This window comes from Petroclostridium sp. X23, assembly GCF_030013905.1.
Lineage (GTDB): Bacteria > Bacillota > Clostridia > SK-Y3 > SK-Y3 > X23.
Genome location: NZ_CP124862.1, coordinates 3,903,583 through 3,917,634 on the forward strand (window position 1 = coordinate 3,903,583; position 14,052 = coordinate 3,917,634).

Sequence of the window (14,052 nt, forward strand, 5' to 3'; positions counted from 1 at the left end):
TTTTGTACAATTCAAAAAGAAAGTTGCTTCATATTTTACTCCCGACAGTATTTGCACTTTTCATATTGTCATGCATGAGCCCTGCATTGCAGGCCGGTGCCGAGGAGATTACAGGCACGCTGAAAGCGCCGCCTTCATTATCGGCGGATACAACGCAAAATGTCGCCAGGAACCCGGTGGAATTGACATTCCGGGATGATGCGGCGTGGCGGGCGGCTATAAATACCGTAAGTGTGGATGGCGTTTCGCTGGATGCTTCACAGTATGATAAGGACACTGCCGGTAAAATTACGATTGACAAGTCTGTGTTCAAAACCTCGAAGGACTATGACATAGTCATCGAGGCCGGAGAGTATTCCGATACCAACATTACCCAGCCGATCGGACTGTTTTATATTACGGGAAACGGAGTGGCGGAAGAGATTGTTTTCACCCGTGCCGGGCTTGAAGCCATGACCCAGGAAAGAGTCCTGTTTTCAGCGACAAACGACTTTCCCGAGCATTTGCTTGTGGCTGCCGAGGGTGTACCGCTGAAAGTATTGCTTGACAAGGCGGGAATCAAACCCGATGCAAGGATGATTACATTCCGCGGTACCGATGGATACATAGGTGAATACACGGTTGACGAATTGCTGGAGCAAAAGCGCTTCCGTTTTCCCGATAAAAACGAAGTAGAGCCGGTGGTTGCATTAAAACGTACTGAGAGGTCTTCCGATTTTTCAAAAATGGACGAACGCGATACGCCGGTATTGTGCTTTGGGCAGCGTGCGCAGACACAACAGACCTTGTTGGGATTTGTTAAAGTCATACAGGCTATTACCGTAACAACAAATTATCACGAGATATGGACTGCGCCGGTAGCAAAAATCATTGATCCTGCTACAGGTAAAAAGCAAGCCGTTCAGGGAGGTGTCGTAAAAAAAGGTTCCAAAATAGACCTGGATGCCCAAGTAAAAACAAAGATCTACTATACCACCGACGGCACCGAGCCCGGCCTTGACAGCAAGATATTCAACGAACACGGCTGCGGGCCTCTGGCAGGGCAGGATGAACCGATTACGGTTGAAAAAGATATGACAATCAAAGCGAAAGCCGTATGGTTCGGGAAACTGGACAGCAGTACCGCAACCTATTCCTTCAAGGTTTCGGAGGATGGACAGGCTTCCACGCAGGGGGAATACGCCGCCGAGCCTGTGGCGTTGACGGTGACAGGCGACGGCGTAGAGAAAACCGTACCATTTACCATGGCCGACTTGGAGGCGCTGCCTCAAAAGACATATACCTATTCGGGATATAATCATTGGCCTTCGCTGGTGATTTTCGAGGATATGACCGGACCGTCCCTTAAAGATATTTTAGATGCGGCAGGACTGAAAGACAATGCAACATTGATCAAGGTAACCTCTGACGGAGGTGCGTACAGCTATTTTTTAAAAGAGCAGCTGCTGGTTGACCAACGGTACTATTTTCCGGATGCCAAGGATGCGGGCGATGTGGTGGACTGGCCGCCAAAACGCAGCGAAACCGGTAAAAAGCCGGTAGAAACAATCATTGATCTGGACGAAACGGGCGGGAAGCTGCTGTATGGGCAAATCGCCCCAAATGAGCCGACCTGCTGTAAAAATCAGGAGCTCGGAGGCCTGTGCGGCGGCGGAACCATAGAAGTGCTTACAACACCGCCTGAACGGTGGAGAGCGCCCCATGCCGACCCGGCGCCCGGCCATGTCGAATCCGGCATAAAAGTTACCTTGCAGCACGGGGATGGGACGCCATACCATGCGATTGTGTATTATACGGTGGATGGAAGCGAACCTACGTATGGAAGCAATATCGTGAATATCAGCTATCCGACTTTCCAGCCCGAGATGAACAAGCCGGTGGCCATTGACGGAAACGTGACAATTAAAGCCAGAACCATAGGGATGGGCAAACTGGACAGCGAGATTGTAACGTTTCAATATAATACCGGTGAGGTGACGGAAGGAAACGGGAATACGGCGGGGATAGGAAATATGGAAGCTTCAAAGAACACGGAAGCTTCGGAAAGCAGCGGGAAAACAGTGCGTTTTGCCGATGTTGAAAACCATTGGGCAAAAGATGCCGTTAACTTCCTGCTGCAAGAAGGAATCATTTCGGGTGAAACCGATACGGAATTCAAGCCTGATGAAAAGATTACCCGTGCCCGGTTTGCCCAATTCCTGGTGGATGCGCTGGGAATTAAAAGCAAGAAAAACGGCACTGTTTCGTTTGCCGATGTGCCTGCCGGTGCATGGTACCACGATGTTGTGATAACGGCATCCGAGGAGGGGCTTATTATGGGGTGCGGAGAGAATAGGTTCGCCCCCGATGAAAACATCACCAGGGAACAGATGGCTGTGATGATTTCCAGAATTTTGGAGAAGAAAGAAGCTGCGGCCATTCAGGAAAATACGGTGGAGCAGATTATCGGCAAGTTCGTGGACCGGCAGGACATCTCATCCTGGGCAAGGCATGGGACGGCTCTTACCATTAACTGCGGGATAATGAAAGGCGCAGGCGAAGGCGCTTTTGCTCCGAAGGGAGCCATAACCCGGGCTGAAGCGGCGGTTATAATATTGCGTTTATATAATAGGTTTAATACATGAAAACAAATCATAAAACAGGAGTCCTGGAGGTGACAGGATGATTCGAGATGAGTTTAAAGTGAAGCACGACAAGCTATTGAAAAAATGGCTGGCGGCGCTGATTGTAATTCTTATGGCTGTTGCCGCCGTATCGTGGTGTTTCAGTCTGGATAACGACGGACTGAGAGAAGGAACGGTAGTGATTAAAGCCGGTGACGCGGTGGTGGGCAGTTTTACCGCCGACGATCTCCGGAAGCTGCCATGCAGGGAAATGAGAATGGTGGTTATCACAAATTGCAGCGGTGCCTGCGGCAGCAGCAATACCGAAAACAGCAGCAGTGAACACGAATATACCGGAGCTTCACTTCTGGATGTACTGAACAGTATGGATTCCGGGCTGGCTTCAAAGTATCAAAAGGTTATTACCAGAGGAATAGACTACTACAGTCAGGTGATAGAGATGTCTGAAATCATGGAGGCTGATGATGTATATATCGTTTTCAGTGATTATGGACGTCCTTTAAAAATGAAAGACGGCAAGGACGGAAGCCTGCAGGTTGTTGTTTCCGGCGACGAATCCGGACAACGCTTTACAAAATGGCTTGTGAGCCTGGAACTGCAGTAAATTATTTTGAAAGGTGGATATGCATGATGAATAAAGGCAGTTTGAAAATTAAAAAAATACTGGCAGTGATTTCGCTGGTTTGCTTTGCCGCCGCATTTTTGTTTGCGGCTGCTCCGCAGGCGGCGCGTGCCGACGGTGCCGTCGCGTTAACGGTCAGGGGGGACGGGGTTGAGAAGGAAGTGCAGTTTACCATGGACGATTTAAGAGCGCTTCCGCAAGAAACCTATACCTATTCGGGATATAACCACTGGCCGGCCCTCAGAGTATTTGAAAACATGACCGGACCAACCCTTAAAAGCATTCTGGATGCAGCGGGGTTAAAGGATAACGCAACACTGCTCAAGTTCAAGCCGAGCGGCGGCAAGTATGTGCACGTGGATTTCACCGTGGACCAGCTGCTGAATGAATCACGTTATTATTTTCCCGAAGGGGAAACACCGGGCGATGTTGTGGAGTGGCCGCCAAAACGTTCAGAAAAAGGAAAAGTACCGGTTGAAACCATCATCGCGCTGGATGATTCAAAAGGAAGAATATGCTTTGGCCAGCGGTCACCGAATGAACCCATCGGCGGTGATTGCATCATGATTCAGGAGGTGTGCAACAACGGGGTCATTGAGGCGTCTACGGAAGCGCTGAAACAGTGGGAAGCACCTGTGGCCGATCCCGGTCCCGGCAAGGTTGCCGCCGGCACGAAAATATCGCTTATAAAACCGGAAAGGCAGCCCGATAATGTCATGATGTACTACACCGTGGACGGAAGCGAACCGACCTATGGAAGCTATATCTTCAATATAAGCTATCCGAACTTCCAACCGGCCTTTAATGCGCCGATACCGGTAAAAGACAATATAACCATCAAAGCGAGAACAATAGGGTTCGGCAGATTGGACAGCGAAATAGTCACTTTCCGGTATGAGGTGGATAGGCTTTTCTCCGATATTGAAAGCCATTGGGCACAGGATGATATCAACTACCTGTTCAATAGGGGGATTATCAAGCAAACCGGCGATATGAAATTCAGGCCGGATGAAAGCGTAACCCGTGCCAAATTCGTAGAATGGCTGGTTGCGGTGCTGGATATTGAAACCGACAGCGGGAAGGACATTTCCTTTCAGGATGTGGATGCCGGCGCGTCATATCATGACGCCATCGCGGCGGCGGTGAATGCGGGTTTGATCACCGGCTGCAGCGACAGTGTTTTTGCTCCTGAAGATGATATTACTAGAGAACAGGTGGCAGTAATCATTTCCAGAGCCATGGAAATGAAATCATTGATTTTGCTGTCCGATATAGACAGCAGTCAGGTTGTAGACCGGTTCTCGGATAGTGGAGAGTTATCGGATTGGGCGAAAACCGGAACGGCCGCAGTGGTGAGATTCGGGATCATGGCGGGGTCGAGTGACGGAACCTTTGCACCCAAGGCTACCACAACCCGGGCTGAGGCGGCTGCCATGGCTGTGAGGCTGTACAGGCTGCTGCATTAATTTTACATATATACAGAGGAGGTTATAAAATGATAGTTGCAATCTTAGCACAGCTTAAAGATACGATGCATGTAATTTCAGCAGGATTATTGATTCCGGTCATTCTCGTGCTTATGCTGTTTCTGGCGTTTACGGTGTTTGAACTGGGCAGCCTTCTGGTGGAAAGCCTCACCGAAAGGCGGGGAGCCAAGCTTAAGATCTCTGAAATGATAGATTCTTTTCAGGGGAAAGGGCCGGAGGAGATTTTGGAAATTGTGGATAAGAGCTGTCTGTTGAGACGGCAGAAAGCAGCCCTTGATGAGCTTATAAAATACAATGATTTGCCTGAGGGCTCACTGCAGGCGATGGCGCGTCGTTTGCTTGCGGGTGAGGAACTGCATTATGAAAGGATAACCGCAAGAACAGACCTGATAGCACGGCTTGGGCCGATGTTTGGGTTAATGTCCACACTTATACCGCTCGGACCGGGGCTGATTGCTCTTGGACAGGGAGATACCAAAACGCTTGCGGATTCCTTGCTTACCGCATTTGATGCGACGGTATTCGGTCTGGCAACCGCAGGGGTTGCCTTTGTGATTTCCCGGATGCGGAAAAGGTGGTATGAAGATTTGCTGGGTTCTACGGAAGCCCTGATGGAAAGCTTACTGGAGGTGTTTGCCTGTGAACAGGGGACTGAGAAACAGACGGCTAAGAGTGCGTGAAGAGATTGATCCTCTCCAGGGTGCCATAAACATAGTGGATGCAATGCTTGTGTTCGCGTGCGGACTGATGCTCTCTTTGATTATTCACTGGAATGTTGATCTGGGCGAAACAGGACAACGTGTCGGATTGCAGCCTGGCAGAGAAGTGGCGCAAACTCCGGATATGGTGGACAATCTGATTGAAAGTCAAGATGAGGGCAAAATGTATGAAAAGATGGGTACGGTATACAAAGACCCTGCTACCGGAAAGCTGTTTATGCTGACCGACAAGTAACGGTATCATTTTCTGAAAGAGGGATAAAGGCATATGAGTATTTGGCGAAAATTTTTGAACAGGTTTTCTGTTTATGATCTGCTGATAATAGCCATGCTTTCTGCGGCGGGGATCGTCTGCAAACCCATCATTACGCCTTTAAGCCACATCCTTTTAGGGGCGTTCCCCATACCGCCCGGGGCAGTTACCGGAGGCTTATACATGGTTTGGCTTGTCCTGGGGTTCGGCATAACGGGCAAAAGAGGCACCATGACCTTGATAGGCCTGGTGCAGGGCATTGTGGTCATGGCGACCGGCATGGTGGGCTCCCAGGGGGTAATGAGCCTGCTGAGTTATACGATGCCGGGTATTGCGGCAGATTTGGGGCTGCTGATTGCCGGCCACCGGGTCTGCTGTCTGCCCTGCGCCTTTGCGGCAGGGATGCTGTGCAATATTACGGGTACCGCAATGGTGAATTTTGTGAACTACCGGCTGCCTGTATTTCCGCTGGTGCTGAGCCTCAGTATTGCGGCTTTATCCGGCGGGCTGGGGGGAGTTATTGGCTTTGAGATCCTACAGCAGATATTTAAATTTAAAAAACAGGATTGGAATACCTATGAATGATAAAAAGGCTGTTAAAGCTGTAGAGGTCAAAAAGCTTACTTATCAATACCGCCCCGGCGGGCCGCTTGCCTTGAAGGATATCGATTTCAGGATGAACCGGGGAGAAATGGCAGCGGTTGCCGGTTTAAGCGGCTGCGGGAAAAGCACTCTCTGTATGTGCCTGAGCGGAGCCGCACGCTATAACCGTGATGGGATTATGACAGGGGAAATACTGCTGAACGGGAAGGACATATACCGGACGGGAACAACCGGTCACGCGCCGGAAGTAGGAATTGTCTTTCAGAATCCCGATACTCAGCTGTTCTCCTTTACGGTAGAAGATGAAATCGCCTTTGCCCCGGAAAACCTCTGCCTGCCGCCGGACTGCATACGGGAGAGGGTAGAGGATGTTTTAAATCTTCTGGGCATTGCGCATTTAAGGGAAGAACATCCCTGCCATCTTTCAGGTGGTGAGAAGAGCCTGGTGGCTTTGGGGGCGGTATTGGCCCTCGACCCTCCTGTACTGGTGCTGGACGAGGTCATGTGCCGGTTGGATACGGCTGGTAAAAAGAGAGTGAAGGATGTTTTAAGAAAGCTTCGTGACAGGGGTAAAACGATTATTGCCGTTGAGCACAATATGGATGATATTGCTTTTGCCGACCGCATTATAGTGATGGGGGAAGGAAAGCTGCTTTGCTCCGGCACGATACAAGACTGTAGGAGGACAATCAATGCCATTTATAGAGCTGAGCCGGGTAAGCTTCTTTTATCTCCGGAAAACAAAGTCGGCCTTATCGGAGATTAACCTGGTTTTTGAGAAGGATCAAATAACGGCTGTTGTCGGGCCTAACGGCAGCGGCAAGACCACTTTAACCAAGTTGATGACAGGGGTTTTAAAGCCCGAGGAGGGAGAAATCCGCATAGCAGGCCGGCCGATTGGGGAATATTCACTGTCGGAGATCGGAGGGCGCGTCGGGTATGTTTTCCAGAATCCCGACATGCAGCTATTTTGCAATACCGTAGAGGAAGAAATAGGCTTTGGCTTGAAGAATCGGGGCGGTGAGCCGGAATTTGTAAAGAGAAAAGTAGGGTTCTATCTGGATTATTTTGAATTGACGGCGTATAGAAATACTTTTCCGCTGCATTTGAGCCAGGGTGAAAAACAGCGTCTTGCCATTGCCGCCGTGCTGGCAAATGAGCCTGAGTTTCTGATTCTGGATGAGCCAACCGCAGGTTTGGATGCATGCCGTAAAAAAAATCTGGAGGACTGTTTGAAAAAGGCCGCACAGTTGGGAAGGGGCATGATTGTTGTCAGCCATGACGAGGATTTTATAGGCAGAATGGCGCAGCGGACCGTCGTTATGGAGAATGGACATATTTTATATGATATAAGGTGGAAAGGAAATACCGGACATGAAGATTGATCCTCGCACTAAGATGGTGATGGCCGGCTGCATTTCTACGTTGGCCATGGTTTACGATACCCCCGGCCGGCTTTTACTGCTGCTCGCGGCTACCATACTGCTGCTGATGATTTTTCGAATAAATCTCGGTGTCGTATGGAGTTATCTGAAGCCCTTCTTATATATGATGCTGGTTCTTTTTATCATACAGTGTGTATTTGTACGGGAGGGCCGCGTACTGCTGGCGGCAGGGCAGGTGCCCCTGATGACGGAAAAGGGTATGCTGACCGGGGCGGGAGTTGTCCTGCGCATTGTAGTACTGGTTGCTGCAGCGCTTTTGCTTTCTACATTCAGCTCCAGGGACTTTATACTGGGCCTTGTGCAGTGGAAGGTGCCGTATGAACTGGCATTTATGGTTTCCGGCGCCATCAGGTTTCTGCCCCTTTTCAGGGATGAAATGGTTAATGTGGTCACAGCAGTGCAATTAAGAGGAGTTGAGCTGAAGAAGGTTGCACTACGGAAAAGAATCGAGATGTGCCGATGCCTTTTGTTTCCGGTAGTTTACGGGACAATGCTTAAAGCCCAGCAGATGGCTGTAGCGATGGAAACACGGGGGTTCCGGATTTATCCGCGGCGCACCTGCATGAGACGACTGAAATTCTGCTTTGCCGATTATGCGGTGATGTTTCTTTCCGCAGCAGCAACCCTGACACTGATGGTGATGAAATTCAATGGGATTGGGGAATGGATGAATGGTTAAAAAGGAGAAAAGTAATGTATGGAAATTTCTTTGTTTTATTTCACAAGCAATAAGGAGAAAGCAACTTAAACCAAGATTGTTGAGAAACGGTGCTTTGATGATGGCAGTGGTGATGCTGGCCGGCATGCTTTGTATTACCGGTTCGGTCAGGGTAAGCGCCGTATGCGGCAGTACCGGAATACCGTCCGATACGCTGACCATAAAGGTGGGGTATTTCGGTGGTCCCTATTATACAAAGAAGGTCTATACGCTTAACGATTTTGATAAGCTGCCGCAGGTTGAACAGGCGTATACTTTTATTGACAATATGCCTGCGATATGCATCGATGCGGCTAAAGGAGTCAGGCTTTCCGATCTGATGGAGGATGCGGGCATCGATGTTAATTCTATTCAAAAGTTTTATTTTTATGCCACCGATATAAAACAAGGTTGGTATGAATGTTTTGACAAGGCTGATCTGCTGGATACACCCCGCTATTATTATCCGAACCTTGCGTCCCACTGGGATTATGACACACAATCTGCCCTGCCCGAGGCAGAAGAGGGGGCGGTTAGGGTGGATACAATCATGGCATATAAGGACAACTGGCAGAGATATGCCGATGAACCTGATTTCAGTACTTATGATACTTCCACAAGGTTCAGGCTGCTTTTGGGACAAGTCGATTTGGTTGAGCATAACGCCGCAACATCTGCCAAATGGGTGCATTCCATCGAAGTGATGCTTGGAGGCATGCCGCCTACCAAAGTTACGCTTGACCAGAATATCGTCGATATCAAGGTTGGAAGCACATTTCAGCTGAAGGCTGCCGTATACCCGGATAAAGCGACGGACAAGGGTGTGAACTGGAGCAGCAGTGATCCCGCTGTGGCTACGGTGGATGAAAACGGACTGGTGACGGTTGTAGGGCCGGGAACCGCTGTCATCACTGCGAGTACGGTAGTGGGAAACATTACCTCCACCTGTGTTGTAAACGGTGGTTCCCAGGGTGCCGAAGCCGACGGTACTGCTGCTGCAGGAACAACCGAACAGAAAGCAGAAATAACTGATATTTCTGCCGGAGCAAAAGAGCAAAAAGAAGAAACACCGGATGCTTCTGCCGAAACAAAAGAGCAAGAAGAAATACCGGATACTTCTGCTGAAAAAAATGAGCAAAATAATCAGCAGTATTTGGTAGAAAAAGAGGCTGCAGACACAAAAAAAACAGAAAATAGTGTTGAAGAGGCAAACGTGTTAGGTGTCAGTACTTCCGTAGAAGAGGCAGCCAGCCAGCCCTGGCGTGTATTGGAAATGTCGCCGGATGCCGTACCCCTGCAGCAGAAGAAGCAAAAGGGCCTGGATGTGTATACGGTATTGATTTTTGCTGTTTTGTTTCTATCGGGAGCATTAAAAAAATATTCTGAATATAAGAAGTATTTGAAAGGGAAGCTTTAATACGATAATGCAATTCGTACTCTATAAAGATCTTTCCCATGCGAATAATTATAATTATATTAAGCACATAATAGACCTATAATTAGTTGCCATAAAGGAGGTTCTATTATATCAACTCCATTAAATATTACCGTAAAAAAAAGAAAAGTAAAAATATAGAACAGGATCAGAAATGTAAAGAAGAATTTTCAAAACAGATAAATCTTTCCTTAGATTTAGCTTCTAATCTTGAAATGCTAAGAAAGAAAATGGGTTTTGCCAGCGACTTAATAGTCAGAGAATTTACTTTTGCCCCGGATATCAATATAAAAGCAGCTGTCATTTTGATTAAAGGGTTGGCTGAGAGAAAACTTATTAACGCACAAGTTATAGGAGCATTGATGTCAAATGACAAGCTTAATAATGCTAAAAATCATACTGCGTTTTTTCAAATGATAGAAGAGTATGGCATACCAAGTACTTATGTAACTGAAGAATCTGATGTTAATAATATATTAGATCAATTGATTGATGGAAATACTATACTCTTGATAGACAAAGTAGACAAAGTACTTATAGTGGGAAGTGCAGGATGGAAGGATAGAGAAGTTTCCGAACCGGCTGCCGAAAATGTGGTAAGAGGTCCGAAAGATGGTTTTACAGAAAATATTGAAGACAATACTGCTCGAATAAGGCGTCGTATCAAAAGCCCTGATCTAAGGATGGAACTATTGATAATAGGCACAAGGACGAAAACAAAGGTATTGATAGTTTATCTTGAAGGTGTAGCAAGGGAAGACTTAGTAAGTGAAGTTAGAAATCGGCTGGGAAGGATTGAAATTGACAGCATACTTGAAAGCGGCTATATAGAAGAGTTAATAGAAGATGACCCGTTCTCCCCTTTTCCACAGTTGGAGCATACCGAACGCCCTGATAAGGTTTGTGCATCGATATTGGAGGGACGGGTGGCCATCCTTGTAGACACAACTCCTCATGTTTTGATAGTTCCAACGATTTTTTTTCAGTTCATCCAGTCATCGGATGATTATTACGAACGTTTCATGATTGGAACTTTGACAAGGTTTATTAGAGTTGTAGCTTTTTTTATTTCAATGACTCTTCCGGCAATATATATTGCTTTAACAAGTTTCCATCAGGAAATGATCCCTACTACTTTAGCCTTGTCAATTGCAGCTTCACGTGAGGGCGTACCTTTTCCCAGCATAGGAGAGGTGTTTATAATGGAAGCTACATTTGAAATTCTACGGGAAGCAGGTTTGCGCTTGCCTAAACAGGCAGGGCAGGCGGTAAGCATAGTGGGGGGTATTGTGATAGGTCAGGCTGCAGTTCAGGCGGGAATTGTTTCTCAGGCTATGGTCATTGTGGTGGCCTTGACGGGGATTAGTTCTTTTGCTATTCCGGCTTTTAATGCGGCAGCCTCAGGGCGTCTCATACGATTCCCCTTGATGCTGATGGCTTCCATACTCGGTTTACCCGGCATTCTGGCAGGACTAAGCATAATCATTATTCATTTAAACAGCTTGCGTTCTTTTGGGGTAAACTACATGGAGCCTTTTGTATCAGCAAGGAAAAATGAATTTAAAGATATTTTGATTAGGTCTCCGCGGTGGGCGATGAATCGGCTTCCCGGGTATATCGCCCGTAAAGGATTTAGAAGAGTGAAACCGAACATGAAACCGGGACCTCAAAAAGATTAAATAATCGGTTTTAAATAAAAAGGAGAGGGTTATATGAGAAAAATAGCGGTTATATTAATTCTTATACCTTCACTTTGGCTAACCGGCTGCTGGAATTCCAGGGAAATCAATGAGCTTGGTTTTGTACTAAGTATTGGCCTGGATAAGGCTGGTGACGGATTTAAGGTAACGGCGCAAATAGCAAGTCCGGATACTTTCAGCAAAACGCCCTCGGGTTCTGCGAGCACCCAAAAGGACAAAAAACCTTTCTGGATTGTGTCCAGCACCGGCAAGACGATTTTTGAAGCAATACGGAATATGGCTTCCATATCCTCTCGCCGTATCTTTTGGGCTCATATAAAGGTGATCGTTATAAGTGAGGAGCTGGCAAAAAGCAATACCCTTGAGATATTTGACTTCTTCACCCGAAATCCTGAGCTGCGTTTGAGGACCTTAGTTGCGGTTACACCGGACGAGGCAGGAAAGGTTATTGACGTTGTACCGGAGATGGAAAAAGATCCGGCTATTTATCTGGAAAATATAATTAATAATAAGAATTTAACCGGAAAGTCTTATGGTATAATGCTCAAAGATTTTCTTGAAGACTATCTTGATCCGAATGTAGGCCCGGTAACTTCAAGAGTAATTCTTGATAAATCAGAATCAAGGCCTGTTCTAAAAACAAGTGGTGCATATGTTTTTGACGAAAATAAAGTTTCAGCTTCACTAAATGAAGAGCAGACAAGAGGTTTTCTATGGATTCAAAATGAAATGAATGGTTCTGTAATGGTTGTCAAAAGTCCGGATGATAATAAGCCTGTCACATTGGAGATAAAAGGATCTAAATCATCCTATGAAAGTGATTTACAAAAGGATATTCCATATTTTTCAATTCGTGTTGATGTAACCGCCAATATTACAGAACAAGGATGTCTTACCGATTTTAACGACATGCAGAAATTGAATCAGCTGTCAAAAATGCTGGAGACAGCCATTCGCGAGGATATACAATCTGCAATAACAACTGCGAAGGACTTGAAGGTAGATTTCCTTGGCTTAAGCCGCATATTTCACAGACAACATAGGGAAGAATGGTATCAGGTATCTTCAGACTGGAATGAAATTTTTAAAGATACGGAGGTTACTATTATTGTAAAAGCCAATATCAATCATGTATCATTAGCAAAGCCACTGAAATCGGCAAAAATACAAAAGGAATATATCCGGTAAAGGAGTAGAAATAATATGAGTAAAGGAAAGGAACTTATTAATAGTAAGCAATTTAGAGATATTCTGATTTGTATGATGTGGCCTGCGACAATCAATTACGGAAGCGGCATTTTAGCCAGAGAGATAGGTCGTGACATGTGGATATGCGGGATTATAAGCATATTCACCGTACTGCCGTTTATGATGATTTTTATCCGTATCGGACAAAATTTTCCGGGAAAAACAGTAGTAGAATACAGTACGGAGTTACTGGGGCGTGTATTGGGGAAAGTTTTGGGGATAGTGGTTGCAATATATTTTTTTCTCGTGGCTTCAAGTTCGACAACAATGTATATCCACCATCTTACCGGCTTTTTGCTGCCGGAAACCCCTTTTTTGGTGGTGAGTGCACTGCATGTTTCCATCATATGCTTCATCGTATGGAAAGGATTTGAAGTGATTGCAAGAACAAGTGTTATTGCATTTGCGATGGCTATAATTTTTTACCTTCTGGTTTTTATGGCTTCTCTTTCTGAAATAAATATTGACAGGATTCTACCTGTTTTTGACTCAGGGGCTGTGTCCGTATTTATAGCGAGTGTAAATACCGATACATTTATTGGTTTTTCCCCATTGCTTGCAGCAATGCTTCTGCCGATGGTTCGCGACCAAAAAAAAGCTTTTGGTGCAGCGTCCGCAGGCTTATTCATAGGAGGCTTTTTTTTTGTTTTCTATTTTATAGTTGAATTGATGGTTATGGGCCCTCAGGTGGTGGCAATGATGCGAATTGCAAGTATGGATTTTGTAAGATCTATTCAGATTACTAAATATCTACACCGTTTTGAATCATTTATGGTTGCCCTATGGTACTGGAGTATAATGATTCAAGCAGGAACGCTGGCGTTATGCTCTTTAGAGGGGTTTATGCAAACCACCGGAATAAAGAAAAAAACGCCGTTAATGATCATTATCTTCGGTTTAATGTTAATGATTTTTACATACTATATAGGTTTTAATGACGTATTCTTCTTAAATATAAGAGAACATGTATGGAAAAACATTTCTATTCCAATTGATTTTGGGATACCATTACTACTTTTTTCTGTTTTAGGTGTAAAAAAAATATTTACAAATACTAAAAAGTAAATATTATTATATTCAAACCTATTAATTTCAATTATCATATGACATTGGTCTGCCGTCCCTTTATTTTGTAATGATGGCTTTTATATTAAATTGTGCAAAGTATAAATCTAAAGAATTTTATGAAATAGTTGTAAAAATATAAAAATAGTGATAT

At 45.8% G+C, this 14,052-nt stretch carries 13 protein-coding genes; all 13 read left to right on the forward strand.

Translation table 11 applies throughout. The annotated features are described in order from the left end of the window. The first annotated feature begins 2 nt into the window (after positions 1–2). The 13 genes from QKW49_RS18360 to QKW49_RS18420 all read left to right on the forward strand — a co-directional run bounded on the left by QKW49_RS18360 (position 3) and on the right by QKW49_RS18420 (position 13,898). Entirely contained in the window at positions 3–2,624 is a 2,622-nt protein-coding gene (locus QKW49_RS18360; RefSeq protein ID WP_282864101.1) for an S-layer homology domain-containing protein, read from the forward strand. Positions 2,625–2,661: 37 nt separating this feature from the next. Beyond that, a complete protein-coding gene (locus QKW49_RS18365; protein WP_282864102.1) occupies positions 2,662–3,228 on the forward strand; it encodes a molybdopterin-dependent oxidoreductase in 567 nt (188 codons plus the stop codon). A gap of 449 nt (positions 3,229–3,677) precedes the next feature. After that, positions 3,678–4,712: an S-layer homology domain-containing protein gene (locus QKW49_RS18370; RefSeq protein WP_282864103.1), complete on the forward strand. Its 1,035-nt coding sequence runs from the start codon at positions 3,678–3,680 to the stop codon at positions 4,710–4,712. 29 nt (positions 4,713–4,741) lie between these two features. Beyond that, on the forward strand, positions 4,742–5,413 hold the full coding sequence (locus QKW49_RS18375) for a MotA/TolQ/ExbB proton channel family protein (protein ID WP_282864104.1): 672 nt from the start codon (positions 4,742–4,744) through the stop codon (positions 5,411–5,413). Then, positions 5,373–5,687 (forward strand): DUF2149 domain-containing protein, encoded by a 315-nt coding sequence (locus QKW49_RS18380; RefSeq protein WP_282864105.1) that lies wholly within the window; start codon positions 5,373–5,375, stop codon positions 5,685–5,687. The genes QKW49_RS18375 and QKW49_RS18380 overlap by 41 nt, the downstream gene beginning before the upstream one ends. A gap of 33 nt (positions 5,688–5,720) precedes the next feature. Beyond that, on the forward strand, positions 5,721–6,290 hold the full coding sequence (locus QKW49_RS18385) for an ECF transporter S component (RefSeq protein WP_282864106.1): 570 nt from the start codon (positions 5,721–5,723) through the stop codon (positions 6,288–6,290). Further along, the gene (locus QKW49_RS18390) at positions 6,226–7,074 is read left to right on the forward strand and encodes an ABC transporter ATP-binding protein (protein ID WP_282864107.1); all 849 of its coding nucleotides are present in this window, start codon (positions 6,226–6,228) and stop codon (positions 7,072–7,074) included. The genes QKW49_RS18385 and QKW49_RS18390 overlap by 65 nt, the downstream gene beginning before the upstream one ends. After that, positions 7,001–7,693: an ABC transporter ATP-binding protein gene (locus QKW49_RS18395; RefSeq protein ID WP_282864108.1), complete on the forward strand. Its 693-nt coding sequence runs from the start codon at positions 7,001–7,003 to the stop codon at positions 7,691–7,693. The genes QKW49_RS18390 and QKW49_RS18395 overlap by 74 nt, the downstream gene beginning before the upstream one ends. Positions 7,694–7,739: 46 nt before the next feature. Then, entirely contained in the window at positions 7,740–8,432 is a 693-nt protein-coding gene (locus QKW49_RS18400; RefSeq protein WP_282868178.1) for an energy-coupling factor transporter transmembrane component T, read from the forward strand. After that, positions 8,425–9,867, forward strand: a complete 1,443-nt coding sequence (locus QKW49_RS18405; RefSeq protein ID WP_282864109.1) for an Ig-like domain-containing protein — start codon at positions 8,425–8,427, stop codon at positions 9,865–9,867. The genes QKW49_RS18400 and QKW49_RS18405 overlap by 8 nt, the downstream gene beginning before the upstream one ends. Before the next feature lie 233 nt (positions 9,868–10,100). Next, on the forward strand, positions 10,101–11,564 hold the full coding sequence (locus QKW49_RS18410; protein ID WP_282864110.1) for a spore germination protein: 1,464 nt from the start codon (positions 10,101–10,103) through the stop codon (positions 11,562–11,564). 33 nt (positions 11,565–11,597) lie between these two features. Beyond that, positions 11,598–12,773: a Ger(x)C family spore germination protein gene (locus QKW49_RS18415; protein WP_282864111.1), complete on the forward strand. Its 1,176-nt coding sequence runs from the start codon at positions 11,598–11,600 to the stop codon at positions 12,771–12,773. 15 nt (positions 12,774–12,788) lie between these two features. Further along, complete coding sequence (locus QKW49_RS18420) at positions 12,789–13,898, forward strand: endospore germination permease (RefSeq protein WP_282864112.1); 1,110 nt, start codon at positions 12,789–12,791, stop codon at positions 13,896–13,898. Positions 13,899–14,052: the final 154 nt, after the last annotated feature.